The following is a 23,488-nucleotide window of genomic DNA, read 5'->3' on the forward strand; positions in this document are numbered from 1 at the left end:
TTGGGTTTCCGGCCCGAAAGCGGTGTCCGCCGGATTGTCGAAGAACGCCTTTGGCAAGGGCCGCAATTCAGGTGTGCCCTGTTCGGCGTGTCGGGTTCACGTCACTCCCCCAATCCCAGACGCTTCAGATAGGCCACGCTCTCCGGCACGCGGGAAAAATCGTTGATCTCCACGATCAGGTGCGGCTTCACGTCAAGATCGGCCAGTGCCATGAAAATGGAATGGAAATTCGTGCTCCCCTCGCCCAGCACCCAGTGCCGGTCGGCATAGCCGTCGGCGTCCTGCAAATGGACATGGCTCAGCAATTCGCCGGCGTCCTGGATGAACCGGTCCACCGGCGGCGCGCCGGCCGAGACATGCGCCCATTCCGCATGACCCGTGTCGACCGACAGCCGCAGCGCGAGCGTATCCGCCGCCTCGACCACCTTCCGCCGCAACGCCGGATCGGTATCCTTGATGTTCTCCAGCACCATCTCGACGCCTTGGTTTTCGGCCCGCTCCAGCGCCGGGGCCAGCGTGTCGAGAATGGCGGAAATCGATTTCTCCCGATCCTTCGGTCCGTTGTCGAGGTTGTGCGCATCCCACGGATCGTAGGGCGAATGGATCACCATCTGCCGCGCCGAGAGTTGCTGGCAAACGTCCAGCGCAGCCTCCAGCCGGGCCTGCACCACGGCGCGGATCTCCTTGTCCTTCACATTGAGCTCGAACCCCGCGAAAGGCCCGTGAATTCCCAGCCGTCCGGTCCAGCCGTCGAGCTTCTGTTTTGCCATGTCGATGAACGGCCCGGGGGTCTTCAGGATGTCCGCCATGCAGAATTCCGGCAGCTCCAGGTCTCGGTTCTTCTCGAACAGCCAGTCGCGGTGGCGGTCGAGATCCAACACCGAAAGCTGCGCGCCGATCACGGGTAAATCTGTCATCTGGCCTCTCCCCTTACGCCGCCATTCTGGGCCAGGCCCTGCCGCCGCGCAAGCGCAATGCCCTTGTCTTCAAGCCGTCGCGGCGCCACATCGCAGGGAGCAACCGCGAAGGACAGCCGCATGCCCCGCCCCGACCCGTTCCAGCCCGCCGATGACGCCGCCCGCACCAAGGCCCGCCGCCTGATCGTCGAGGCGCGTTTTGCGGCACTGGCAGCGCTGCGGCCTGAAACCGGCGGACCCACGGTTACCCGCGTGGCGCTGGCCACCGCGCTCGACGGTGCACCGGTGACGCTGATCTCGGCGCTCGCCACGCATTTCGCCGCGCTTCAGTCGAACCCGGCCTGCGCCCTGCTGGTGGGCGAGCCGGGCGACAAGGGCGATCCGCTGACCCACCCGCGTCTGACGCTGCACTGCACCGCCCGCTTCCTCGACCCGAGCGGCCCGGAGCATGCGGCTCTGCGCACGCACTACCTCGAGCAGCGCCCGAAGGCGGCGCTCTATATCGATTTTGGCGATTTCCGCCTGGTCCGCTTCACGGTGCAGGACGGACTGCTGAACGGCGGTTTCGGCAAGGCCTACCGGCTCGCACCGGACGACCTGGCCTGAGGATCACTCGCCACCGGCCACCGTCAGCCCCAGCATGCGCCAGCCCTGCATGCCCTGGCGGTAATAGCGGATTTTCTCGGCCGGATATCCCGCCTTGACGATCCGCCGGATCGCCGCCGGCGACTGACCGCACCACGGGCCGTTGCAAAACAGCGCAATGGTGGGCACCTGATCGGCCGGGCAGTCATAACCGTCGAAATCAAGCTCGCAGCCCAGTTCGCCCAGCCGGTCGGCCATTTCTGTATAGGGGATGTTCACGGCCCCCGGGATCGTGCCGGTTTCGAAATGCTTGGGCACCCGGCTGTCGATCACCCGCACCGCAGGGTCCTTTAGCGCCTCGAGCAACTCCAGCTCACCGATCGTCGTCACCCCTTCGGCCGGTGTCATCGGCTGGACACAGAACGGCGGACAAGGCCGCGAAGTGCGTGCGAATTCGCCAGTGATCACGGCTGCGTTGTCCTGCTCGCGGGCGATCTCCACCGGCCCGCCCTCAGTCTCCACCGTCACCGACGTCACGTCCTTGGTGATTCCGACCGGCTCACCGGCCAAGACCGGCAGGGACATTGCGGGCACCGCCAGCAGGGCGGAAACGAAAAACAAAAGTCGGCGCATTCGGGTGGCTCCCTCAGGTTGCGGATGCCTCCAGTCTGACCCATGAGACCACGCCATGGAATGGGACGCCCCGCCGCGCCTCAGTCGAAATCGAAAATCTCCGACAGGATCGACTTGCGTTTCTTGCGTTTGCGGAACCGATAATCATCGTCGTCCGGATAGCGCCGCCCGCGGGAATATTTCTCATCACGTTCGGGTTTTTGCTCATGTGGGATCCTGTCGCCGCCATACGGCTCCTGCCAAACCTGCGGTTGCGGTGCCGGTTCGCGCTCCGGCGGCGGCGGGGCAACCGGTTCGGGCTCGGGATCCGGCAGCGCCATCGCTCCCGCGGCCTTGTCGATGATCTTGTCGAGCTCCCCCCGGTCGAGCCAGACGCCCCGGCATTTCGGGCAGTAATCGATCTCCACCCCATGGCGTTCGGTCATTACCAGGGTTTCACCGTCGATCGGGCATTTCATGCGGGGGGACCTCCTTTGTTGCTCCCCCGCGATATGGGAAGCCGGTCCCGCCGCCGCAACCGATTGCGGCGGGTTTCCGCTCCGGCCGCGCCGTCTAGCGCATCACATGCACGGCGCATTTGGCGTGCCGCACCACCCGCGCCGCGGTCGAACCGAGGAAATAGTCGGTGATGTCGGGCCGGTGCGAGGCCATGACGATGCAATCGATGCCCTGCTCCTCGGCGTAGTCGAGAATGGTGCGCGCCGAATGGCCCTCGACCACAACGGCTTTGACGTCGGCGACACCGCCGAGATCGGCCTTGAGCCCGGCCTCGACCTCGGCCTTGGTCGTCTCCATCTGGCCTTCGGGCAGCTGGTTCAGGATATAGCCCGGCATCTGCTCGACCACCGTCAGCGCGGTGATCTTCGCGCCCTCGTCGGCCAGTGCCCGGGCGATGTTCAATGCCGCACCGGTATGCGGGTCGTGATCGGCCGCAATCGGCACCAAAATGTTCTTGTACATGCGTGTCCTCCCTTCAGAATTGCGTGCAAACTCTTCTCCTCCCGGTGCAGAATACCGCCCCGGCAGGCACCCTTCTGTCACACTTGGCTCAGCGCACCACGTGCACCGCGCAACCGGCGTGGCGCACCACATGCGCCGCCGTCGAGCCCAGGAAATAGTCCTGCAACCCCGGGCGATGCGACGCGATGACGATGCAATCGCTCCATTTCTCGGCGGCATAGTCGAGGATCGAGCGGCCGGAATGGCCCTCGACCACCGCCCCTTCGGCATTGGGAATGCCCTCGATCAACTTGTTGAGCTGCTCCCGCACCGCCTTCTTGGCCTCTTCCATGTAGTTCTGCGAAGCGAAAGTGGTGGCATAGGATGGCACCTGCTCGATCACGTGCAACAGCGTGATATGGGCACCCTCCCCGGCCAGCTTCCGAGCTACGTCAATGGCCTGCTGCGCGTCGCGTTCCTCGTCGAAGGACACCGGCACCAGTATGTTCATGTACATCAGGTTTCTCCTTTGGATGTGTTAGCGAAATCATCGCGCAGACCGAAGCTCCCCGCTTTGATTCATGTCAGCATCCGGCAGCGCTCAGCCGAAGGCCTCGACCACGTCATACATAACTGGTTCGAAATTTTTGCACAATTCCGCGAACTTGCGGTTGCGGGCGCGCATTTCGGGACTGCGCAGCATGGCCTGGAAATCTTCGCGCCGCTCCCATTGCGAGTAATTGGCGATCCGGGTCTGCGCATCGTTGATATGCAGGCCGGCCCCGATGAAGCCCGGCTGTTTCGAGATGAAATTGGCATAGGCGTCGGTCAGGGCCTCCATCAGGTCCTGCGCCGTGCCCGGCGTCATCTCGAAGGTGGTGATCACCGTCTGATAGCTGTTGTCCTTGGCAATTGTCGGCATTCCTCACCTCCCGAAGCTGTGCTGTGTCGGAAGGTTAGCGCAATTCCCGATGGCGTCAAAACATCTTGGTGGACTGCGCCATGCCGACGTTAACCCGCTGTTTACCTTGTTTATCCAATACTTGCCGCCTCGGGTCCGTAACGGGTGCAAGCGCATGCTCGGCCAAATCACACGACTGATCGCCCTGATGGCCGCGCTTTTCGCGGCGCTCGCTGGTCCGGTCGCGGCCGGGGCCTGGCCGCGGGACAGGAAGGAAGGATTCCTGTCGGCCACCTCGCGGATATCCGGACCGGGCTGGGCGGGGCCCTATTCGGTCTATTCCACCACCTACATCGAATACGGCCTCGGCCGGCGTCTCACCGCCGGCTTCGATATCGGCCACGGCATTTCCGGCTCCGGCAAGGCGGTGGTGTTCCTGCGCAAGTCGCTGCCCGAGATGGGCCGCGGCCATGTCGTCGCGGCCGAGCTCGGGCTCGGTCAAATCGCCGGCGAGCCAACGGTCCGGCCCGGACTCTCTTGGGGACGGGGGATCACCCGGCGAAGCGGCAGCACAGGGTGGTTGTCGCTTGAAACCGTGGCCGAGTTCCGGCTCGACAGCGGGCGGGTGGACCTCAAGGCCGATTTCACGCTGGGCCTCAACCACGGGGCACGGCTGAAGTCGATCCTGCAAGTGCAGACCGGGGTCAGCCAGGGCGACCCCTCCTTCATCCGCGCCGCGCCGTCGGTGGCGGTGAAACTGGGACGGAAAGCGCATGTCGAACTGGGGCTGACCGCCGGCATCGTGGGCGACACGGACTACGGGTTGAAACTGGGGCTCTGGCGCGAGTTCTGAGTCCTGCCCGTTTCGCACGAGAAAAGGGCCCGCCCCCGGGCCAGCCCTTTCCCCATCGGCATCGACGGGCTCAGTCCATGCGGATCTTCACCGCCACCTCTCCGCGGACGGCCTCGCTCCAGTGGATCTCGATCCGGTCATTGTTGGCCCCGCGCTCGACGTTGACGAAGGGCTGGTCACGGTTGATCTGGTTCGCGCCGTTGCGGATCGCTCCGATCGGTTGCACCGTCTCCACGTTCTTGGCCCGGCCGCCGAACGGCAGAAACGGCGCCCCGTCGATCGACCAGACCTGCGTCTCGCCGGCTTCGGAATGGTTCAGCAGCAGCGGGTTTTCAGTTGCCGTGTCGATCAGCTTGTACATGTTGCCGGCGAAGGTGATGTTTTTCATCTTGGCATGGTCGAGATCGGCAAAACTGGTATCGACCCGCTCGACCCGCTCGATATTGCCGCCGATCGAACGGAAACTGTTGCCGGTCACGTTCATGTGGTTGACGTAGTGCCCGGCGCCATAGGGCTTGACCACGACGAACGAAAACCACGGCACCGTATGGCTGCACAGGAACACGTTGTCGGAAATGTTGAGCTGACTGAACGACAGCTCGGAAGCGAAGGCCGGGTCGCTGTCGTATTCGTTGGTCCACTCAATGAAGCAATTGTCGACATAGTTGCCGGTCACCGTCGCGCGGGTGTTGGCCCCGGCAAAGACGATCCCGGCCGTGCGCAGACCCTGCCCCGAATTGTCGCCCTGGAAAAAATGGTTGCCGGTAATGACCGAACTGGTGCCGCCGATCACAGCGAAATGCCGGAACCGGGTGGCGCGGTTGTCGCGCAGCTTAATGTCGTTGCCGGCGGTGTTGAGCACGATCGACACCCGGTCCTGGGCATTCACCGTGTTCTCGTTAGACAGGAACTGGCAACGGTCGACCAGCAGACCCTGGCACCCCTCGCCCGGGCTGGTGATGGCGCGGTATTGCGGCGCGGTGAAGAAACAGTCGCGGATCGCGAAACTCACCCCCGCCGGCGACAGGCAGAGGCCGCTCGACTTGCCGTTGCATTGGAACTCGATATCCGCCAGCACCATCTTGTCGATCCGGTCGAAGCCCGAGAAATCCAGCAGGTACTTGAACCGGGTGAAGGTGAAGGTCTGGGTGCCATCGGCATCATAGAACTCGCGGTTCAGTTCCAGTTCCTGGGTCGCCAGGTTGACCGACCGGACATAGACCTCGCGACCGACGCCGGTGGCCTCGACCCGTGCGCCGACCGGGATGTTGGCGATGTTGACCACGCCGGTCAGCTTCTTGGGGTCGTTGACGGAATAGGTCGCCTGGCTGGTCACCACGTCATTGTCCCAGACGGTGTCACCCTTGGCCTCAAATTGGCCATTTCGGATCACCCGGCGGGTGGCATAGGTGGAGCGGTTGGGCACCGCCGCCTGCATGTCGATCGGCGCCGTCACGTCGACCCGCAACCCGCCCATGTCGAGCGATTCGTGGCCGACCCCGTTCAACAGCGCCTGAAACGCCTTCTTGAAGGCCAGTTCCTCGTTTCCGAAGGCGTCGACATAAGCCGGCAGATCGTAGTTCCGGGTCAGCCCCAGGATCGCCGCGTCGGGCATAGTGACGGTCCCCTCGAACTGCACCTCGTTCTCGAAGGTCATGTTGTCGCCCAGGAAATAGGTGCCGGCCGACACCATCACCATCCGCCCCGCGGCATCGGCATCGGCGGCTTCGAAGGCGGCCAGGTCATCGGTCACGCCGTCACCCACGGCGCCATAGTCGCGCACGTCGACCCAGGCCATCATGTCACGCAGAAAAACCGACGTGATGTCCTCGATCACGATATCGTCGATTCGCACCACGCCGCCGGTGGCGCCCGTCAGGTCGAGCCCGAAATGACCGTAAAGCGGCTCGCGCCCCCAGACCATGTCGACGCCGCCACGCAGTCCCGGCCCGACGATGGCACTCACCTCGACCACCTCGCCATACTGCGTCAGCGCCGTGCTCGGTCCGACCTCGGTGAGCCCGTTGACATGCACACCCCCGGCGCCACCGGCCCATCCGGCGACGCGGACCGCGGGCAGGTTGCCGCTCACCGCCTTCACCTTCGCGGTGACCCGCAGGTAACAGCCCGGCAGCAACGGCGTTTCCCCCATGTAGCGCAGCTTCTGCGTGGTCTCGACCTTCTGCAACTCCAGGCAGCCGCCGAAATCCTGATCCGCCGGCACCAGGGCGGCGTTGACCGCGTTCTCGTAGGTATCCGATCCCGGCGTGCCGTCACCACTCGACCAGACATCGAGCCCGTTCGCAAAGGCGGGCGGCATGAAGACCACACCATCGGTAATTGCCTTGTTCATCCAATTTCCTTTCCACATCCCCGCGCGGCGCGCAGCCGGATGCTGGTTGCTGTGAAGACATCTCTCGCGGGCCAGGCCGCCGAGCCCGGGCGCAGGAAAGGGAGGTATCAAGGCTTGGTTAACGTGGCCTGAGACCACCGTGACGGTGCCCAGCGCCCGGCGCACGGTTATCACGGGCCGCGCGCAACACCACCGCGCGGCGCGTTCATTCACCGGTTGTTAGGAAACGGTGCCAGACGGGGGCCAGCCAACCTGCCGGCCAGGCGGCCATACTCGGATGTCGGCACCGTGCGGTGCCGTTAACCGTCAACCGATCCTGGATTGGAGAGCGTCTGCCGGGATCGGCCAGGCGCCCGCGCCGTATTGCCTCAGCCGCTCAGTCGGTCCTTCACCATCGGTCCGACGGTGCCGAAATCCATCTGGCCGGTATACTGGGATTTCAACGTGCCCATAACCTTGCCCATGTCGCGGATCGAGCTCGCCTCGGTCTCGGTGATCGCGGCGTCCACCGCCTTCTCGACCTCGTCCTCCGACAACTGACGTGGCAGGAATTCCTCGATCACCGTTATCTCGCCGAGCTCGCGTTCGGCCAGGTCGAGCCGACCGCCCTCCTCGTAGGCGCGCGCACTTTCCTGACGTTGCTTCACCATCTTGCCGAGGATGGCCAGCACCTCGCCGTCGCCGACGCCCTCGTCGTTGCCTTCGCCGCGCGCCGCAATGTCGCGATCCTTAATCGCGGCATTGATCAGGCGCAGCGTCGACAGCCGGTCGGCCGCCTTGTCCTTCATCGCCTGTTTCAGCGCCGCGGACACGCGTTCTCTCAGTTCCATGGTCCCATCCCCTTGGGCTTAGATGAACCCTGACCCTTAATGGTTAGCGCTGACATATGCAAGCTTTCGCGTTCCGCCCGTGCCCCTTGTTTTCATGGCTGGAATGTCCCTTGACCCCATGCCGCCGCACCACTAGGTTCCCGCCAATTTGTCCCCGGAGAGACTCGCATGGCGCTCGACACCCAACCGCATCCCACCGCCTGCCTGGCCCTGGCCGATGGCACGCTGTTCTACGGCCACGGATTCGGCGCGGTCGGGGAAACCACCGCCGAGCTCTGCTTCAACACCGCGATGACCGGCTATCAGGAAATCATGACCGATCCGTCCTATGCCGGTCAGGTCGTGACCTTCACCTTCCCGCATATCGGCAACGTCGGCGTCAACCCCGACGACGACGAAACCGTCAACCCGGTGGCCGAGGGCATGGTGGTCAAATGGGACCCAACCGAACCGTCGAACTGGCGCGCCTCCGAACGGCTGGCCGATTGGCTCGCCGCGCGCGGGCGGATCGCCATCGGCGGGGTCGATACCCGGCGGCTGACCCGCGCCATCCGCCAGCAGGGCGCTCCGCATGTCGCGCTGGCGCACGACCCGGAAGGCCGGTTCGACATCGCCGCGCTGGTGGCCAAGGCCCGCGGTTTTGCCGGGCTCGAAGGCATGGACCTGGCCAAGGACGTGACCTGCGCCCAGTCCTACCGCTGGGACGAGATGCGCTGGGCCTGGCCCGAAGGCTACGTCCGGCAGGAGGCTCCACGGTTCAAGGTCGTGGCGCTCGATTACGGCGCCAAACGCAATATCCTGCGCTGTCTTGCCTCGGTCGGCTGTGACGTCACCGTGCTGCCCGCCACAGCCACTGCCGAAGAGGTGCTGGCGCACGATCCCGACGGCGTGTTCCTATCGAACGGCCCCGGCGACCCAGCGGCGACCGGCGCGTATGCCGTGCCGATGATTCAACAGATCCTCGACACCACCGACCTTCCGGTTTTCGGCATCTGCCTCGGCCACCAGATGCTGGCGCTGGCGCTGGGCGCCAAGACGGTCAAGATGAACCACGGCCACCACGGCGCCAACCATCCCGTGAAGGATCTGGAAACCGGCAAGGTCGAGATCACCTCGATGAACCACGGCTTCGCCGTCGATAGCCAGACCCTGCCGGCGGGCGTCAAGGAAACACATGTTTCACTTTTTGACGGTAGCAATTGCGGTATCGCGATGGCGGACCGCCCGGTCTATTCGGTTCAATACCACCCCGAAGCCAGTCCCGGCCCGCAGGACAGCTTCTATCTGTTCGAACGGTTCGCCGCCGAGATGGAAAAACGCTTGGCCTGAACCGTTGAGAACCCCGGGGGTAACCCGTGTATGAATCTCGGGGAAACCGGATATCGACCGCAGAGTGTTAACCGGCTGTTAACCAAAACCCGGCCCGGAAGCCAAAGATTTCAATAGGTTTTAACGGAAAATTAACCCTGTCAACGAAATCTTGATCCTTGAGACAGCGCCAGTTCAATAGGCGCGGTAAGGGTTAGGATAGACAATGCATCAGGTTCGGCATCAGCCGGAGCTGGAGTGTCCGAGTGACGATTTCAGCAGCTTTCTGCTCAAGGCAGACCTGGTCTCGGCGCGGGCGCTGCTCGCGGCGCGCAACATCCAGGTCCGCTCGCGCAGCTCGCTCGACCGCATCCTGATCTCAGAAGGGCTGCTCACGGCCCACCAGGTGGCCACCGCGTTATCGCGCTTTCATGGGTTGCCGCGGGCCGATCTTGCGACCGATCCGCCCGATCCCGGCCTCGCGGATACCGTACCGCTCCGCCTCTGCCTCAATCACAGTGTCCTGCCATGGCGGCGGATCGACGACACGCTGGTGATCGCCGCCTCACGGGTCGAGGATTTTACCCATGTCCTGTCGATCCTGGGCGAGGACGCCCCCCGGGCCGAACTGGCCTTCGCCCCGGCCAGCGATATCCAGGCCGCACTCGCCCGGCAGCACCGCGCGACGCTGACCGCTCGGGCCTCGGCCCGGGTGCCCGCCGGCGAAAGCTGCCGCGGTTGGGGAAGGTCGCAGCGCCGACGGCTCGGCCTCACGATTGTCGCCCTGATCATGCTGATGGGGCTGACCTGGGCCCAGCCGGTGTTGGTTTTCGCCGCCCTGTCGCTGTGGGCCGCCTTCACCTTGATCGTTGCCGCGGGGCTTCGGCTCGCGGCCTATGTCGCACGCATGTCCGACCCGGCGCCGGAAACGCTCGCCATCGGCTCACCCCCGCCCGAGACCGTCACCGACCTGCCCCGCGTGTCCGTGCTAGTGCCGCTCTTCAAGGAAACCGAAATCGCCCGGCACCTGATTGCCCGGCTTTCGCGGCTCACTTATCCCAAGCCGTTGCTCGACGTCGTGCTGGTACTGGAAGAGAATGACCACCTCACGCGCGACACCATCGCAGCTTGCACCCTGCCGCCCTGGATGCGCGTGGTCGAGGTACCGGAGGGACAGCCCAAGACCAAGCCGCGGGCGATGAACTATGGGCTCGATTTTTGCGACGGCGACATCGTCGGCATTTGGGACGCCGAGGATGCCCCCGACCCCGACCAGATCACCCGCGTCGTCGAACGTTTTGCGCAAGCGCCGAGCGATGTCGCCTGTCTTCAGGGGGTTCTCGATTATTACAACAGCCGGCAGAACTGGCTGGCGCGCTGCTTTAGCGTGGAATACGCCGCCTGGTTCCGGCTGATCCTGCCGGGGATGGAACGGCTTGGGCTGGCCATCCCGCTGGGAGGCACGACCTGTTTCTTCCGCCGCGACGTGCTGGAAGAGATGGGCGGTTGGGATGCCCACAACGTCACCGAAGACGCCGATCTCGGTTTCCGGCTGGCGCGCCACGGCTACCGGACCGAGGTCATCCCGACCACCACCGGTGAAGAAGCCAACTGCCGCTTCTGGCCCTGGATCCGGCAACGCTCGCGCTGGCTCAAGGGTTACATGGTCACCTACCTCGTCCACATGCGCCGCCCGCTGACCTTCTACCGCCAGATGGGCCATCGCAGGTTCTGGGGCTTTCAGGCGCATTTCGTCACCGCGCTGTCGCAATTCGTGCTGGCGCCCTTCCTGTGGTCGTTCTGGCTGGTGTTGTTGGGCCTTCCCCACCCGCTCGATCCGCTTCTGCCGCGGCAGTGGCTGGTGAATTTCGGGCTACTGTTCCTGATGGTCGAGGTGATCACCATCCTGATCAACGCCACCGCCGTGGCCGGCCGCAAACACCGGCACCTGCTGCCCTGGGTGCCGACACTGCATTTCTATTATCCGCTGGGCGCGGTTGCCGCTTACAAGGCGCTCTACGAACTCATCGTGGTGCCGTTCTACTGGGACAAGACCCAGCACGGCCATTCGCTGCACCGCCGCAAGGTTCCGGCCAAGCCAGAGGCGGAGCTCCCGGCCTTTCGCTCGCGTCGCGGCGCGCCGGTGGCGCTAGCCTTCCGCTCCCGCCGCGTCAAGCTTGAGCCGGGTCACGAACGCCTTTGAAATGTGATCCTTGAGCGCCGCCTGCGCCGCCTCTTCGTCGTGCGCCTCGATAGCCGAGACGATCGCATCATGTTCGGCCAGCGCGGTTTCGCTACGCCCCTCGACGGCCAGCGACGTCGTCGCCATCAACGCCATCGACTGGTGCACGAGATTGAGCTGCTGCACCAGAAACCGGTTGTGCGAAGCCAGATGCAGCTGTCGGTGGAATCGCCGGTTGGCCCGCGCCAAAGCCTCGGGGTCATCCACCAGCGCCCGGTCTTCCTCGACCATGTCGCGCAACACCCGCACCTCTTCTTCTGTAGCGTGTTTCGCGGCCAGCCGAGCCGCCAGCCCTTCAAGCTCGGCCCGCACCACGTAAAGCTCCGCCAGTTGGTTGTGATCCAGCGAGGCCACGATCAGGCTGCGCCCGTCGCGGGTCAGCAACTGCTGCGTCTCGAGCCTCTGCAGCGCCTCGCGGATCGGCGTGCGGCTGACTCCGAAGCGCTCGGCCAAGTCGCTTTCGACAAGCCGATCGCCCGGTTTGAATTCTCCCAGGTCGATGGCTTCCAACAGCAGCGAATAGGCATCCTTCTGGGCGGATTTCGCCTCGGTCATGTCTTTCCCTCTTTATCCCGCTCCGAATAGAGCCTTTAATCGCCCCCGCTTCAACCCCGCATGCCGTTGCACACCGTCGCACCAATGATTAGCTATTCAACATGCCGAAAGATCTCTTCAACCACGTCGCCTATTGGGTCTTCGACCTCGACAACACGCTCTATCCGCCGCAGGCGCGCCTGTTCGACCAGATCGAAGTGAAGATGACGCAATACGTGATGGATGCGCTCGGCGTCGAACGGGATCGGGCGAACCACCTGCGCAAACATTACTGGAAGACCTACGGCACGACGCTCGCTGGGCTAATGCAGGAACATGGGGTCGATCCCGCCCCCTACCTGACGGACGTGCACGACATCTCGCTCGATCATCTCGAGCCCGACGAGACGCTGCGCCGTGGCATCGCAGCCCTTCCCGGCCGCAAGATCGTCTATACCAACGGCTGCGCTCCCTATGCCGAACGAGTGGTGGCCGCGCGGGGATTGGCCGGCGTGTTCGATGCGATCTACGGCGTGGAACATGCCGATTTCCACCCCAAGCCCAACGCCCGCGCCTTCGCGCGGGTTTTCGAACGTGACAGCCTCGATCCCGAGAAAGGCGCCATGTTCGAGGACGACTCGCGAAACCTCGCAGTACCGCACGCGATGGGCATGCGCACCGTCCACGTCGCTCCAGAAGCCGACGAGTCCGATCACGTGCACCACCATACCGTCGACCTGTCCGCGTTCATCGCCCGGCTGACCGACTGATTTTCCAATGATTTCAAAACGGTCAAAGCGTCGCGCTGCGGCAATCTGCACCTTTAATTCGAAAATCCGAATGTTAATTACCCGCCGCAACGAAACATCAACAGAGAGAGTCCTCCGTGACCCTAGCCGATACCCAGTCCACCGACCTGCACAGCCACATCAACGGAGACAAAGGCGAAACCGGCGCGGCGGTGAAGCTCATTTTCACCGTATTGGTGCTTCTGGTCGCCTGGGGGGTATCGATCTTCAAATGGGGCGTGCCCGGCCTCTACATCCCGGCGGTGGCGTTCACGCCGCTGATGTACCTGCTGCTGATCACGATCGCGCGGGGCTGAACCCGTCCGGGGCAGGATGTCGCTTGGCATTTCCTGCCTCCGGGTTCTAGGGTGCGCGCAGGAGGCCTCCTGTCATGACCACCCACGAAGTTGACATTCTCGTGTCCGGCGGCGGCGTCGCCGGGCTCACCGCCGCGGCGGTGTTCGGAAGCGCCGGCTTCTCGGTCCTCTGCGTCGATCCCGCCCCGCCGGTCACCGAGCGTGACGCCGAAGGCTCCGACCTGCGCACCACTGCCTTCCTGCAGCCCGCCCAGCAGCTTCTGGAGTTCGCCGGATTGTGGGACCGCCTGGCGCCGCATGCCGCCGGTCTGCAGATCATGCGCATCGTCGATGCCGGCGGCGAAACACCCGAGCCGCGTATTACCAAGGATTTCGACGCTTCGGATATTTCCGACAAACCCTTCGGCTGGAACCTGCCAAACTGGCTGCTGCGCCGAGAGATGGTTGCGCGGCTCAACGAACTGGCCAATGTCGATTTCCGCCCGGGCACCGCAACGACGTCCCTGTTCACCCGCGAGGCCGAGGCCCGTGTCACGCTCAGTGACGGCGAGATCGTCCGCACCCGGCTGGTCGTCGCCGCCGACGGGCGCAACTCGCCGATGCGCGCGGCCGCCGGAATCGGCGTAAAAACAACCCGCTACGGCCAGAAGGCGCTGGCCTTCGCGGTCACCCACCCGATCCCGCACGACAACGTCTCGACCGAAATTCACCGCTCGGGCGGGCCCTTCACGCTGGTGCCGTTGCCCGATTGGGGCGGCCTGCCCTCTTCCGCCATCGTCTGGATGGAACGCGGGCCCGAGGTGCAGCGACTGGCCGCTCTCGACGTGCCGGCATTCGAAGCGGCGATGAACGAACGGTCCTGCGGGCTCTACGGCCCGCTGACGCTGGCCTCGCGCCGCACGGTCTGGCCGATCATCAGCCAGGTGGCCGAACGGATGAATGGCGAGCGCTTGGCGCTTGTGGCCGAAGCCGCACATGTGGTTCCGCCGATCGGGGCGCAAGGGCTCAACATGTCGCTGGGCGACATGCGGGTGCTGCTGGACCTCGCCCAAGCCGCACCCGAGCGGCTGGGCGACCGCGAGATGCTCGAAACCTATCACCGCCGGCGCCACTTGGAGGTGCTGGCCCGCGTCAAGGGGATCGACCTTCTTAATCGCGCCTCGATGATCGAGGCGCGGCCGCTGCGCGACCTGCGCGCAGCCGGACTGAACGCGATTTATTCACTTCCCGCCGTACGCAAGACCATGATGCAGCTGGGCTTGGGCGCGCGCGGGTAGCGCTCGCCCATCGTTGGGGCCGGCCTTGCGAGGCTTGCCCGTCACGGGGCGGCCGCACGTGAGGTCACAGAACCTTGTCGAGCACCGCCTCCAGCCGTCCGAGCGTCGCCGGCACATCATAGAGCTTGTCGAGCCCGAACAGTCCCAACCGGAAGGTCGAGAACCCCTCGGGTTCGTCACAGGCCAACGGCACCCCGGCGGCGATCTGCATGCCCAGGGCGGCAAACTTGCTGCCGTTCTGGATGCCCGGGTCGTCGGTATAGCTGACCACCACGCCCGGCGCGCCGAAGCCCTCGGCGGCGACCGATTTCACGCCGCGCGCGGCCAGCATTGTCCGGACGCCATCGCCCAGAGCCCATTGCGCGTCGCGCAGCTTTTCGAAGCCGTAGTCACGGGTCTCGAGCATGGTGTCACGGAAGGCACGCAACGCGTCCGTCGGCATAGTGGCGTGGTAGGCGTGGCCGCCCTCCTCATAAGCCTGCATGATTGAGCGCCATTTCTTAAGATCCAGCGCGAAACTGTCAGACACCGTGCCCTCCAACCGTTCCAGCGCCCGGTCCGACATCATAACCAGCCCGGCCGAGGGCGAGGCAGACCAGCCCTTCTGCGGCGCCGAGATCAGCACGTCGACACCGGTCGCCTTCATGTCGACCCAGACCGCGCCAGACGCGATGCAGTCGAGCACCATAAGCGCGCCCACCTCATGTGCCGCCGTGGCCAGCGCGGTGACATAATCATCGGGCAGGATCAGCCCGGCCGAAGTTTCGACATGCGGCGCGAAGACCACGTCCGGCTTCGCCTCGCGAATAGCCGACACGACCTCTTCGACCGGCGCCGGCGCAAACGGCGCGCGGGCGTCGTTGCCGGTCTGGCGGGCCTTGAACACCGTGGTTTCGCGGGGGAAGTCACCCGCCTCGAAAATCTGGCTCCAGCGATACGAGAACCAGCCGTTGCGCACGATCATGGCGTGCGCATCGTGGCCGAACTGGCGCGCCACCGCCTCCATGCCATAGGTGCCGCCACCCGGCACAAGCGCCACGCCATCGGCCATGTAGACCTCTTTCAGCATGGCCGAGATGTCGCGCATCACCTGCTGGAAAGCTGCGGACATGTGGTTCAGCGAGCGGTCGGTGAACACCACCGAAAACTCCAGAAGGCCGTCGGGATCGACGGTATCGAGCAGGGCAGACATCTCTCTCTCCTCATTCACGCAAGCCCCCGCATCTCACCCGACCGGCGCAGGGGTTTCAATCGAAAACGCGGGTAGAATTGTCACAGGCGCGGAAACAATCCCCTGAAATCTCTCGCCAACGGGTAAGGATCGGTTAAGATAACTGAAAGGCAGGTGAAACAACCAGACCGGGATACCCGGCAAGCAGAGCAGACATGGCCGACACAACGCTTTTGTTGAACGGTTTCAGTATTATTGGTGATCCCCAGACCAACTCGAACGCCTCCGGCGGTGGCGAGTTTATGATCCACGATGGTGAGGCCGTCTTCGAGGCGGATGATATCGTTGTGTTCCAAGTCACGAACGCCAATCCGGACGGCTCGCTCAACGACAATTCGGTGATCACCGGGATCATCGTCTATGACAATGCCTCGGATTACTACAACGACATCCCGCTCTACACGTATTCCGGCACCGCAGACATCGACACCGGCCGCAACAACATGGGCGACCGGTACCTCGAGTTCGATGCCTCGGGATTGACCTCGTCGGACGCGGGCGCGCCGGTTCTGGATGAAGTGGCACTCGTGGCCGGGGTGAATATCCTCGAGGCGTTGGCCAGCCAGAACGGCCCCTACGAGGTGCCGACCAACGAAGATATCGACCTCGACGGCGATGGCAGCATCAGCGGGAGCGAAGTATCCGACGGCCTTTTCTCCAGCGACCTCAACATCCTGGCCACAATCTGTTTTGCCCGCGGCACGCTGATTGAAACGCCGACCGGCCCGCAGGCCATCGAAACCCTGAGGGAAGGCGATCTGGTGTGCACGCTCGACGCCGGCCCGCAGCCGATCCGCTGGATCGGCGGCAGCGCGGCGCCGGCCATCGGTGCCAACGCCCCTGTGCGGATCAGGGCCGGAGCCCTGGGCAATTTGCGCGACCTCTGGGTATCTCAAAACCACCGCATGATGCTGACTGGCGCCCGGGCCGAGCTGCTGTTCGGCCAGGACCAAGTGCTGGTCGCGGCGAAACACCTGGTTAACGACCGCAGTATCCGCATCGTGCCCGGCGGCGAGGTGGAGTATTGGCATTTCCTACTCGACACGCACCAGATCGTCTTTGCCGAAGCCTGTCCTTCCGAAAGCCTGTTTCCCGGCAAGCAGACACTGAAACACGTGCCTGACCACGAGCGCGACGAGATCGTGGCGCTGTTCCCAGAGCTCGAATCCGCCGATTGCCCGGGTCCGCTCAGCCGGTATACGCTCAAGGCCTACGAGGCCGATGCGCTGCTGAAATCGGCCTGATCCAAGACGTTTCGGCTCAGCCGATCGGCCCCTCCAACCGCTCTTCGCTCAGCAGCACGTTGGCCTCGACGTCACCGGCGCCCGGCAGAGTCATGATCCGCCGGCGCAGGACCCGTTCGAAATCGGGGATGTCACGGGCGACGATACGCAACCGATAGTCGTAAAGCCCCAGCACATGCTCGACCGTCTGCACTTCGGGAATAGCCGAAACGGCGCGCTCGAAATCTTCAAGCGACACCCGCCCCTTGGTGGCCAGCTTCACCCCCAGGAACACCGTTACCCCAAAGCCCAGCTTCTCCTTGTCGAGCTTCAGCCGCCGCCGCCGGATCACGCCTGCTTCGGTCAGCCGGTTCACCCGCCGCCAGGCCTGCGGCTGCGACAGGCCCAGCTTGCGGCCCAGCGCACCGGCGCTCAGCGTGGCGTCACGCGACAGCGCCCGAAGGATCTCGCGGTCAGTTTCGTCCAGTTCGATCACGCTTTCGCTCATACCGGCAACACCTCGTCGCTCTTGATCCGGGCGACATGCATCAGCGCTTCGATATCGGCGATATGCGGCAGGGTGAGAATACGGCTGCGATAGATCTGCTGATAGTGCCCCATATCGCGCGCGATCACCGACAGACGGGTATCGACACGACCGAGAAAGGTCTGGACCTCCAGCACCTCGGGCACCTCCCGCGCGGCAGCGATAAACTCGTCGAAGGCCCGCGGCTGGGTCTTGTCGAGCGTGATGCGCAGGCTGACCTCGACCGAGTAACCCAGGCGCTGCCAGTCGATCACCGCCTCTTGGCCCAGGATGATGCCTGCCGCCTGCGTCTTTTCGACCCGCCGCCAGCAACTGGCCGGCGCCAACCCGCAGCGCTCCGCCAGCTCGGCATTACTGAGACCGGGCTCGGCCTGAAGGTGGCGCAGGATGCGACGGTCGGTGTCATCGAGCATGATAATTCCGATACTTTCGGCTATTCATGAATAGTTATTTCACATTTTTCGACAACTCAACAACATCCGGAAGAAAACTCCATTCATTGCCGGTATGGTGCCCGCCAGAGACAAACCCAACCGGAAGGAACGCCAACATGCGCGTCTATTACGATCGCGATTGCGACATCAACCTGATCAAGGACAAGAAAGTGGCCATCCTGGGCTATGGCAGCCAGGGCCACGCCCACGCGCTGAATCTGCGCGACTCGGGCGCCAAGAACGTGGTCGTCGCCCTTCGTGAAGGCTCGCCCAGCGCCAAGAAGGCCGAAAGCGAAGGCCTGCAGGTCATGGGCATCTCGGAAGCCGCCGCCTGGTGCGACCTGATGATGTTCACCATGCCCGACGAGCTTCAGGCCGACACCTGGAACAAATACGTCAAGGACCACATCCGTGACGGCGCCGCGATTGCCTTTGCCCACGGCCTCAATGTGCATTTCGGCCTGATCGAGGCGCCCGCCGGCGTCGACGTAATCATGATGGCGCCGAAAGGCCCGGGCCACACCGTGCGCGGCGAATACGTCAAGGGTGGCGGTGTGCCCTGCCTCGTGGCTGTGCATCAGGACGCCACCGGCAAGGCGCTGGAAATTGGCCTCAGCTACTGCTCGGCGATCGGTGGCGGCCGCTCGGGCATCATCGAAACCGACTTCAAGGAAGAGTGCGAAACCGACCTCTTCGGCGAACAGACCGTTCTGTGCGGTGGCCTGGTCGAGCTGATCCGCATGGGCTTCGAAACCCTGGTGGAAGCCGGTTACGCCCCGGAAATGGCCTATTTCGAGTGCCTGCACGAAGTGAAGCTGATCGTCGATCTGATCTATGAAGGCGGCATCGCCAACATGAACTACTCGATCTCGAACACCGCCGAGTTTGGTGAATATGTCAGCGGCCCGCGGATCCTGCCCTATGAAGAGACCAAGGCGCGGATGAAGGCTGTTCTCGACGATATCCAGCAGGGCCGCTTCGTGCGCGACTGGATGCAGGAATGCGCCGTTGGCCAGCCGTCGTTCAAGGCCATCCGCCGCAACAACGACGCCCACCAGATCGAAGAAGTGGGCAAGAAACTGCGCGACATGATGCCCTGGATCGGCGCCGGCAAGCTGGTCGACAAGGACAAGAACTGATTGAATGGCGGTGGGCCGGATGCGAGTCCGGCCCACCTTTCAATCTGCTGTTCCAAGAGGTTCTCATGCCAAAATACGCTTACGTGACCGACAAGGATGTCAGCGACGCCTGCAAGGAACTGGGCCTGAGCGACTGGTCGGGCCGCAAGGACATCGAGGTGACCGAGGCAGAGGCGCGGATCCTGCGCGACGTGGTCGGTGGCGAAACCCTGGATCTGCCGCTGGACGAATTCCGCCAGGCGCTCGAGGTCGAGTTGGAACACGGGCTGGCCTTCGACGACGCCAATGTCACCTGCAACCACCCGGTTCTGACCGGGCTCATCGTGCTGGCCCATCTGAAGGAAGGGACCGACTATTACCGGCGCCTGACCGTGATGGAGCTGGAGATGGAGCGCGACGCGGCGGAAAAGGCGGGCAACACTGAACGGGCGGCGAAAAAGGCGAAAGCGCTCGAAGCGGCGCGCGCAGCCCTGGACACCGGGTGAGTTATACGCCGACCATCGACGGAAAAAGCTGGCTGATGGTCCTGACCCTGGGTCTTGTCTGGGGCGGGACCTTCCTGTTTCAGAACCTCGCGCTCAGAACCACCGCACCGTTCTGGGTGGCCGCTGCCCGGATCGGTTTTGCCTGCGCGCTGACGTGGGGTGTGTGGCGCATGCGCGGCGCACGGATGTTCACCACCTCGGCCACCGACTGGCCAAGGCTGATTGTGGTGTCGCTTCTTTCCTCGGCCTTGCCTTTCCTGTTCCTCAGCTGGGGCCAGTTGCATGTCAGCTCGGCCTTTGCCGGCGTCAGCATGGCCACGGTGGCGCTCTTCGTGCTGCCGATGGCGCATGTGATGGTCCCGGGCGAGCGGATGACACCGCGCCGGGTGCTGGGGTTCCTGCTCGGATTTGGTGGCGTGGTGTTGCTGATGGGGCCCGAAGCACTGACCGCCGCTGGCGAAGGCAAGGAGGGATGGGGCCGGCTGGCCTGTCTTGCCGCAGCCTTCTGCTACGCGCTGAGTTCGATCATGATCCGTCGCCTGCCCCCTATCGACGCCTTCGGGCTGACTTTCGCGACCTTGGGTTTCGGAGTTCTTCTGGTCTTACCGCTGGCCGCTCTCGTGCACGGTGCACCGGCCAATCCCGGGGCGCAGGGCCTGCTGATCCTCGCTCTGCTTGGGTTGGTGCCGACTGCCGGCGCAAACCTCTTGCGCATCCTGACGATCCGCAGCGCCGGGCCTGTGTTCATGAGCCTGACGAACTATCTGGTGCCGCTTTTTGCCGTACTGTTCGGCGCGGTTTTTCTCGCCGACCCCCTGCCCGGGAGCCTGCTCTGGGCGATGGGCCTCATACTCGCTGGCGTCGGGCTCAGCCAATACGGCGCCCTCCGACGGCTCTTCGCCGCCGAGGGCTGAACGACGACAGGTGGAAACCCGCCCCGACGGGCCGCCGCTCTGCGCCCGCGCGCTCAGTACCGCCCGATGGCGAAGTTACTGATCTTCGCCAGGATCTTGCCCTTGGCATCCACTGCTTTGAGATCGACCGCATACCGGTTTCCACGCCCGCCGGAACAGGGCGGCAGGTAACCGTCCGAGGCGTATTTTCCGGTGCTGCGCGCCGCCTTAACCAGACGTGCGCCGCCGGGCAGCCTCGACTTCATGCCAGGCACCGCGAACAGCTTGGTTTTCGATCCCTTCACCGGCCATGCGACGATGCCGTGCCCGCCTTTCGAGGATAGTGGCGAATAAGACTTGTCGTTGAACTCGGCGATGATCCAGACCGCCCCTGCCGGGATACCCGAGACCACCATCGGCGGCGTCGATCCATTGCCGCCAAACAGGCGGCATTGCTGTCCCGCGGGCACCTTTTTTCCGTCCCACGGTGACAACAGCTGGGCACTCATGTCAGCCAGCGCCGCTCCCGGAGACATCGCGGCGACCACAGCAACAACCGCGAAGGCGAGAATGCTTTGAAAAAGCTTTTTCATGGCTCTCTTCCTTTCATATTTTTTAATTTTACCACACATGAACGCGACGCGGTATTCGGCGTGTCGTCACAACAGACCGAAAAACTGCCAGCCTGTCCGTTTTTATGGAAGATCAGACCGAGGCTTCGACCGCCGCCACCACCTGGTCAACCGCCGCGGTCAGCAAGCCCTCGTCCTCGCATTCCGCCATCACTCGGATCAACGGCTCGGTGCCCGATTTGCGGATCAAGAGCCGCCCCTTGCCATCAAGCCGGGCCTCGGCATCCGCGATCGCGGCCTGCACCGCCGCTTCGTCCAGTGGCGTCTGGCCGTCGCCATAACGCACGTTCTTCAGAAGCTGCGGCACCTTTTCGAAGCTGTGCACCAGCTCCGAGGCCCTGTGATCGGTGCGCACCATCTCGGCCAGGAATTGCAGCGCCGCCATCAACCCGTCGCCGGTCGTGGCATAGTCGGTCATCACGATGTGGCCGGACTGTTCGCCGCCCAGGTTGAACCCGCCGGCGCGCATCCGCTCTACCACATAGCGGTCGCCCACCCCGGTACGTTCCAGCCGCAGCCCCCGGCCCTCGAGGAACCGCTCCAGGCCGAGATTGCTCATCACCGTGGCCACCAGCGCGCCGCCGGCAAGCCGGCCTTCCGCTGCCCAGCGCGCCGCCAGCAGCGCCATGATCTGGTCCCCGTCGGCCACCTGTCCTGTCTCGTCGATCAGGATTACCCGGTCGGCATCGCCATCCAAGCAGATGCCAAGGTCAGCGCCGTGGCTGACAACCGTCTCGGCGGCGACCCGGGGCTTGGTCGAGCCGCAATCGAGGTTGATATTAGAACCATCGGGCGCCACGCCGACCGGGATAACCTCGGCCCCCAGTTCCCACAAAACCTCGGGTGCCGCACGATAGGCCGCACCGTTGGCGCAATCGACCACCACCTTGATACCGTCGAGCCGCATACCCTGCGGAAAGGTCGATTTCACCCGCTCGACATAGCGGAACCGGCCATCGTCGATCCGCTTGGCGCGGCCGATGTTTTCGGCCTGCACCGGCTCGACGCCCCCTTCGATCAGTTTTTCGATTTCGAGCTCGGCCTCATCAGAAAGCTTAAATCCATCGGGCCCGAAAAACTTGATACCGTTGTCACGGGCGGGGTTGTGGCTGGCCGAGATCATCACCCCCAGATCGGCCCGCATCGACGGCGTCAGCAGCCCCACGGCCGGCGTCGGCACCGGGCCCAGAAGCAGCACGTTCATACCGGTGCTGGTCAGTCCCGCGGTCAGGGCGTTCTCGAACATGTAGCCCGACAACCGGGTGTCCTTACCGATCACCACCCGGTGGGCGACCGAAGTGTCGCGGCGGAAGTACCGTCCCACCGCGGCACCGATCCTCAGCGCCATCTCGGCGGTCATCGGATGGGAATTGGCAGTGCCGCGCACCCCGTCCGTTCCGAAAAGCTTGCGTGTCATCGCCTCACCCCTTCTCCACGGCCCGCCACAGCGCCAGGGCCTGTGCCGTCGCGGCCACGTCGTGAACCCTCAGAATTTGCACCCCCTGCGCCACCGCGGCAAGCCCTACCGCAATCGATCCGGGCGCGCGCTCCTTCGCCTCGGGCGCATGTCCTAGCTTGCCAATGAACCCCTTGCGCGAGGCGCCCAGCAGAACCGGGCAACCGAGGCCGTGAAACAAGGCAATCCCCCGCAGCAGGGTCAGGTTGTGTGCCACAGTCTTACCGAAACCGATACCGGGATCGACCACGATCCGGTCGCGCGGCAGCCCAAGCTCTTCCAGCATCGCCACCTGGCCCGCGAGAAAGTCATAGACATCCAGCAGCACGTCGTCATATCGCGGATCGTCCTGCATCGTTTCGGGATTACCCCGGGAATGCATCACGCAGACCGCCAGGCCGGACTGGGCACAGAACGGCGCGAGACCCACGTCGAAGGTGAAGCCCGAGATATCGTTGACCAGCTCCGCCCCGGCGGCCGCGGCCGCCTTGGCCACGCCGCGCTTGCGGGTATCGATGGACACCCCTACATCGACCGCCTCGCGGATCGCTGCGATCACCGGCGCGGTGCGGTCAATCTCCTCGGCCTCCGGCACGGTCCTGGCACCCGGCCGGGTGCTTTCGCCGCCGACATCGATGATGTCGGCGCCCTCGCTGACCATCCGCCGCGCTTGCGCCACGGCGGCATCCGCCTCGGAAAAATCGCCCCCGTCCGAGAAACTATCCGGTGTGACATTCAGGATGCCCATGATCCGCGCCCGGTCCATCGTCTTCCCCGCCACAGGCGCGCGCGGCCGTGTCAGACGATTTTGCCAGTCCCGCGGCACGTCGCCCGCGGCGACGATCCGCCCGCCGCCATCGCGGGCGATCTCCTCGGCCTGGGCGAACCAGTAGGGTCCGCCGGCCAGCACCAGCGCGCCCTCGGGGCGCACGCGGCCCGCCTGCACCAAAGGGCGATAGTAGCGCAAATCA

Annotated in this window: 26 protein-coding genes; 11 read left to right on the forward strand and 15 right to left on the reverse strand. The window is 64.2% G+C overall.

Annotated elements, in window-relative coordinates; genetic code table 11:
• Positions 1 to 101 precede the first annotated feature (101 nt).
• Positions 102 to 917 (reverse strand): sugar phosphate isomerase/epimerase family protein, encoded by an 816-nt coding sequence (locus NO357_RS17220; protein WP_306736962.1) that lies wholly within the window; start codon positions 915 to 917, stop codon positions 102 to 104.
• 120 nt (positions 918 to 1,037) lie between these two features.
• Here NO357_RS17220 and NO357_RS17225 point away from each other — a divergent pair, with 120 nt between their 5' ends.
• Positions 1,038 to 1,523, forward strand: coding sequence for a HugZ family pyridoxamine 5'-phosphate oxidase (locus NO357_RS17225; RefSeq protein WP_306736963.1), 486 nt, complete (start codon positions 1,038 to 1,040; stop codon positions 1,521 to 1,523).
• 3 nt (positions 1,524 to 1,526) lie between these two features.
• Here the strand turns inward: NO357_RS17225 and NO357_RS17230 are convergent, their stop codons facing one another.
• From NO357_RS17230 to NO357_RS17250, 5 genes are all read right to left on the reverse strand, one after another.
• Positions 1,527 to 2,135 carry a rhodanese-like domain-containing protein gene (locus NO357_RS17230; protein WP_306736964.1) on the reverse strand — a complete coding sequence of 203 codons (609 nt, stop codon included), beginning with the start codon at positions 2,133 to 2,135 and terminating at the stop codon, positions 1,527 to 1,529.
• A gap of 80 nt (positions 2,136 to 2,215) precedes the next feature.
• The gene (locus NO357_RS17235) at positions 2,216 to 2,593 is read right to left on the reverse strand and encodes a TFIIB-type zinc ribbon-containing protein (RefSeq protein WP_306736965.1); all 378 of its coding nucleotides are present in this window, start codon (positions 2,591 to 2,593) and stop codon (positions 2,216 to 2,218) included.
• A 94-nt stretch (positions 2,594 to 2,687) separates the two neighbouring features.
• Positions 2,688 to 3,095 (reverse strand): universal stress protein, encoded by a 408-nt coding sequence (locus tag NO357_RS17240; protein WP_306736967.1) that lies wholly within the window; start codon positions 3,093 to 3,095, stop codon positions 2,688 to 2,690.
• An 88-nt stretch (positions 3,096 to 3,183) separates the two neighbouring features.
• Positions 3,184 to 3,591 (reverse strand): universal stress protein, encoded by a 408-nt coding sequence (locus NO357_RS17245; RefSeq protein ID WP_306736968.1) that lies wholly within the window; start codon positions 3,589 to 3,591, stop codon positions 3,184 to 3,186.
• Positions 3,592 to 3,675: 84 nt separating this feature from the next.
• On the reverse strand, positions 3,676 to 3,996 hold the full coding sequence (locus tag NO357_RS17250) for an antibiotic biosynthesis monooxygenase family protein (RefSeq protein WP_306736969.1): 321 nt from the start codon (positions 3,994 to 3,996) through the stop codon (positions 3,676 to 3,678).
• 154 nt (positions 3,997 to 4,150) lie between these two features.
• Here NO357_RS17250 and NO357_RS17255 point away from each other — a divergent pair, with 154 nt between their 5' ends.
• Entirely contained in the window at positions 4,151 to 4,828 is a 678-nt protein-coding gene (locus tag NO357_RS17255) for a hypothetical protein (RefSeq protein ID WP_306736970.1), read from the forward strand.
• 70 nt (positions 4,829 to 4,898) lie between these two features.
• On the opposite strand, the gene NO357_RS17260 is transcribed toward NO357_RS17255, so the two are convergent.
• A complete protein-coding gene (locus NO357_RS17260; RefSeq protein WP_306736971.1) occupies positions 4,899 to 7,181 on the reverse strand; it encodes a glycosyl hydrolase family 28-related protein in 2,283 nt (760 codons plus the stop codon).
• Between the two features lie 368 nt (positions 7,182 to 7,549).
• Entirely contained in the window at positions 7,550 to 8,011 is a 462-nt protein-coding gene (locus NO357_RS17265) for a GatB/YqeY domain-containing protein (RefSeq protein WP_306736972.1), read from the reverse strand.
• A 168-nt stretch (positions 8,012 to 8,179) separates the two neighbouring features.
• On the opposite strand from NO357_RS17265, the gene carA reads away from it, so the two are divergent.
• Together carA and NO357_RS17275 are read left to right on the forward strand one after the other, a co-directional pair.
• The gene (gene carA / locus NO357_RS17270; protein WP_306736973.1) at positions 8,180 to 9,340 is read left to right on the forward strand and encodes a glutamine-hydrolyzing carbamoyl-phosphate synthase small subunit; all 1,161 of its coding nucleotides are present in this window, start codon (positions 8,180 to 8,182) and stop codon (positions 9,338 to 9,340) included.
• A 205-nt stretch (positions 9,341 to 9,545) separates the two neighbouring features.
• Positions 9,546 to 11,522, forward strand: a complete 1,977-nt coding sequence (locus NO357_RS17275; protein ID WP_306736974.1) for a glycosyltransferase — start codon at positions 9,546 to 9,548, stop codon at positions 11,520 to 11,522.
• Here the strand turns inward: NO357_RS17275 and NO357_RS17280 are convergent.
• Positions 11,469 to 12,116, reverse strand: a complete 648-nt coding sequence (locus NO357_RS17280) for a GntR family transcriptional regulator (RefSeq protein WP_306736975.1) — start codon at positions 12,114 to 12,116, stop codon at positions 11,469 to 11,471. The genes NO357_RS17275 and NO357_RS17280 overlap by 54 nt on opposite strands.
• A 101-nt stretch (positions 12,117 to 12,217) precedes the next feature.
• Between NO357_RS17280 and NO357_RS17285 the strand changes: the two genes are divergently transcribed.
• The 3 genes from NO357_RS17285 (at position 12,218) to NO357_RS17295 (ending at position 14,477) form a co-directional block, all read left to right on the forward strand.
• Entirely contained in the window at positions 12,218 to 12,865 is a 648-nt protein-coding gene (locus NO357_RS17285; protein ID WP_306736976.1) for a pyrimidine 5'-nucleotidase, read from the forward strand.
• Positions 12,866 to 12,981: 116 nt separating this feature from the next.
• Positions 12,982 to 13,200, forward strand: coding sequence for a hypothetical protein (locus tag NO357_RS17290; RefSeq protein ID WP_306736977.1), 219 nt, complete (start codon positions 12,982 to 12,984; stop codon positions 13,198 to 13,200).
• Between the two features lie 74 nt (positions 13,201 to 13,274).
• Positions 13,275 to 14,477 (forward strand): UbiH/UbiF family hydroxylase, encoded by a 1,203-nt coding sequence (locus tag NO357_RS17295; RefSeq protein ID WP_306736979.1) that lies wholly within the window; start codon positions 13,275 to 13,277, stop codon positions 14,475 to 14,477.
• A gap of 64 nt (positions 14,478 to 14,541) precedes the next feature.
• On the opposite strand, the gene NO357_RS17300 is transcribed toward NO357_RS17295, so the two are convergent.
• Positions 14,542 to 15,669: an aminotransferase class V-fold PLP-dependent enzyme gene (locus tag NO357_RS17300; protein ID WP_306736980.1), complete on the reverse strand. Its 1,128-nt coding sequence runs from the start codon at positions 15,667 to 15,669 to the stop codon at positions 14,542 to 14,544.
• Positions 15,670 to 15,863: 194 nt separating this feature from the next.
• Between NO357_RS17300 and NO357_RS17305 the strand changes: the two genes are divergently transcribed.
• On the forward strand, positions 15,864 to 16,952 hold the full coding sequence (locus NO357_RS17305; RefSeq protein ID WP_306736981.1) for a Hint domain-containing protein: 1,089 nt from the start codon (positions 15,864 to 15,866) through the stop codon (positions 16,950 to 16,952).
• A 16-nt stretch (positions 16,953 to 16,968) separates the two neighbouring features.
• On the opposite strand, the gene NO357_RS17310 is transcribed toward NO357_RS17305, so the two are convergent.
• Together NO357_RS17310 and NO357_RS17315 are read right to left on the reverse strand one after the other, a co-directional pair.
• Positions 16,969 to 17,427 carry an Lrp/AsnC family transcriptional regulator gene (locus NO357_RS17310; RefSeq protein ID WP_306737252.1) on the reverse strand — a complete coding sequence of 153 codons (459 nt, stop codon included), beginning with the start codon at positions 17,425 to 17,427 and terminating at the stop codon, positions 16,969 to 16,971.
• Between the two features lie 8 nt (positions 17,428 to 17,435).
• Positions 17,436 to 17,891, reverse strand: a complete 456-nt coding sequence (locus NO357_RS17315; protein WP_306736982.1) for an Lrp/AsnC family transcriptional regulator — start codon at positions 17,889 to 17,891, stop codon at positions 17,436 to 17,438.
• Between the two features lie 137 nt (positions 17,892 to 18,028).
• Here NO357_RS17315 and ilvC point away from each other — a divergent pair, with 137 nt between their 5' ends.
• The 3 genes from ilvC (at position 18,029) to NO357_RS17330 (ending at position 20,450) form a co-directional block, all read left to right on the forward strand.
• Positions 18,029 to 19,051, forward strand: a complete 1,023-nt coding sequence (gene ilvC / locus NO357_RS17320; RefSeq protein WP_306736983.1) for a ketol-acid reductoisomerase — start codon at positions 18,029 to 18,031, stop codon at positions 19,049 to 19,051.
• Between the two features lie 65 nt (positions 19,052 to 19,116).
• Positions 19,117 to 19,536: a DUF5661 family protein gene (locus NO357_RS17325; RefSeq protein WP_306736984.1), complete on the forward strand. Its 420-nt coding sequence runs from the start codon at positions 19,117 to 19,119 to the stop codon at positions 19,534 to 19,536.
• On the forward strand, positions 19,533 to 20,450 hold the full coding sequence (locus NO357_RS17330; RefSeq protein ID WP_306736985.1) for a DMT family transporter: 918 nt from the start codon (positions 19,533 to 19,535) through the stop codon (positions 20,448 to 20,450). The genes NO357_RS17325 and NO357_RS17330 overlap by 4 nt, the downstream gene beginning before the upstream one ends.
• 53 nt (positions 20,451 to 20,503) lie before the next feature.
• On the opposite strand, the gene NO357_RS17335 is transcribed toward NO357_RS17330, so the two are convergent.
• The 3 genes from NO357_RS17335 to folP form a co-directional block, all read right to left on the reverse strand.
• Positions 20,504 to 21,022 (reverse strand): hypothetical protein, encoded by a 519-nt coding sequence (locus tag NO357_RS17335; protein WP_306736986.1) that lies wholly within the window; start codon positions 21,020 to 21,022, stop codon positions 20,504 to 20,506.
• 112 nt (positions 21,023 to 21,134) lie between these two features.
• The gene (gene glmM, locus NO357_RS17340) at positions 21,135 to 22,478 is read right to left on the reverse strand and encodes a phosphoglucosamine mutase (RefSeq protein WP_306736987.1); all 1,344 of its coding nucleotides are present in this window, start codon (positions 22,476 to 22,478) and stop codon (positions 21,135 to 21,137) included.
• Positions 22,479 to 22,482: 4 nt separating this feature from the next.
• A complete protein-coding gene (folP, locus tag NO357_RS17345) occupies positions 22,483 to 23,484 on the reverse strand; it encodes a dihydropteroate synthase (protein WP_376744403.1) in 1,002 nt (333 codons plus the stop codon).
• Positions 23,485 to 23,488 lie beyond the last annotated feature (4 nt).

Origin of the sequence: Marimonas arenosa, from assembly GCF_030848945.1 — a bacterium.
Classification (GTDB): Bacteria; Pseudomonadota; Alphaproteobacteria; order Rhodobacterales; family Rhodobacteraceae; genus Marimonas; species Marimonas arenosa.

Excerpts from the sequence above, each read along its gene's own strand:
- NO357_RS17220 (WP_306736962.1), bottom strand. The coding sequence starts at position 917 with ATGACAGATTTACCCGTGATCGGCGCGCAGCTTTCGGTGTTGGATCTC.
- NO357_RS17225 (WP_306736963.1), top strand. The coding sequence starts at position 1,038 with ATGCCCCGCCCCGACCCGTTCCAGCCCGCCGATGACGCCGCCCGCACC.
- NO357_RS17230 (WP_306736964.1), bottom strand. The coding sequence starts at position 2,135 with ATGCGCCGACTTTTGTTTTTCGTTTCCGCCCTGCTGGCGGTGCCCGCA.
- NO357_RS17235 (WP_306736965.1), bottom strand. The coding sequence starts at position 2,593 with ATGAAATGCCCGATCGACGGTGAAACCCTGGTAATGACCGAACGCCAT.
- NO357_RS17240 (WP_306736967.1), bottom strand. The coding sequence starts at position 3,095 with ATGTACAAGAACATTTTGGTGCCGATTGCGGCCGATCACGACCCGCAT.
- NO357_RS17245 (WP_306736968.1), bottom strand. The coding sequence starts at position 3,591 with ATGTACATGAACATACTGGTGCCGGTGTCCTTCGACGAGGAACGCGAC.
- NO357_RS17250 (WP_306736969.1), bottom strand. The coding sequence starts at position 3,996 with ATGCCGACAATTGCCAAGGACAACAGCTATCAGACGGTGATCACCACC.
- NO357_RS17255 (WP_306736970.1), top strand. The coding sequence starts at position 4,151 with ATGCTCGGCCAAATCACACGACTGATCGCCCTGATGGCCGCGCTTTTC.
- NO357_RS17260 (WP_306736971.1), bottom strand. The coding sequence starts at position 7,181 with ATGAACAAGGCAATTACCGATGGTGTGGTCTTCATGCCGCCCGCCTTT.
- NO357_RS17265 (WP_306736972.1), bottom strand. The coding sequence starts at position 8,011 with ATGGAACTGAGAGAACGCGTGTCCGCGGCGCTGAAACAGGCGATGAAG.
- carA (WP_306736973.1), top strand. The coding sequence starts at position 8,180 with ATGGCGCTCGACACCCAACCGCATCCCACCGCCTGCCTGGCCCTGGCC.
- NO357_RS17275 (WP_306736974.1), top strand. The coding sequence starts at position 9,546 with ATGCATCAGGTTCGGCATCAGCCGGAGCTGGAGTGTCCGAGTGACGAT.
- NO357_RS17280 (WP_306736975.1), bottom strand. The coding sequence starts at position 12,116 with ATGACCGAGGCGAAATCCGCCCAGAAGGATGCCTATTCGCTGCTGTTG.
- NO357_RS17285 (WP_306736976.1), top strand. The coding sequence starts at position 12,218 with ATGCCGAAAGATCTCTTCAACCACGTCGCCTATTGGGTCTTCGACCTC.
- NO357_RS17295 (WP_306736979.1), top strand. The coding sequence starts at position 13,275 with ATGACCACCCACGAAGTTGACATTCTCGTGTCCGGCGGCGGCGTCGCC.
- NO357_RS17300 (WP_306736980.1), bottom strand. The coding sequence starts at position 15,669 with ATGTCTGCCCTGCTCGATACCGTCGATCCCGACGGCCTTCTGGAGTTT.
- NO357_RS17305 (WP_306736981.1), top strand. The coding sequence starts at position 15,864 with ATGGCCGACACAACGCTTTTGTTGAACGGTTTCAGTATTATTGGTGAT.
- NO357_RS17315 (WP_306736982.1), bottom strand. The coding sequence starts at position 17,891 with ATGCTCGATGACACCGACCGTCGCATCCTGCGCCACCTTCAGGCCGAG.
- ilvC (WP_306736983.1), top strand. The coding sequence starts at position 18,029 with ATGCGCGTCTATTACGATCGCGATTGCGACATCAACCTGATCAAGGAC.
- NO357_RS17325 (WP_306736984.1), top strand. The coding sequence starts at position 19,117 with ATGCCAAAATACGCTTACGTGACCGACAAGGATGTCAGCGACGCCTGC.
- NO357_RS17335 (WP_306736986.1), bottom strand. The coding sequence starts at position 21,022 with ATGAAAAAGCTTTTTCAAAGCATTCTCGCCTTCGCGGTTGTTGCTGTG.
- glmM (WP_306736987.1), bottom strand. The coding sequence starts at position 22,478 with ATGACACGCAAGCTTTTCGGAACGGACGGGGTGCGCGGCACTGCCAAT.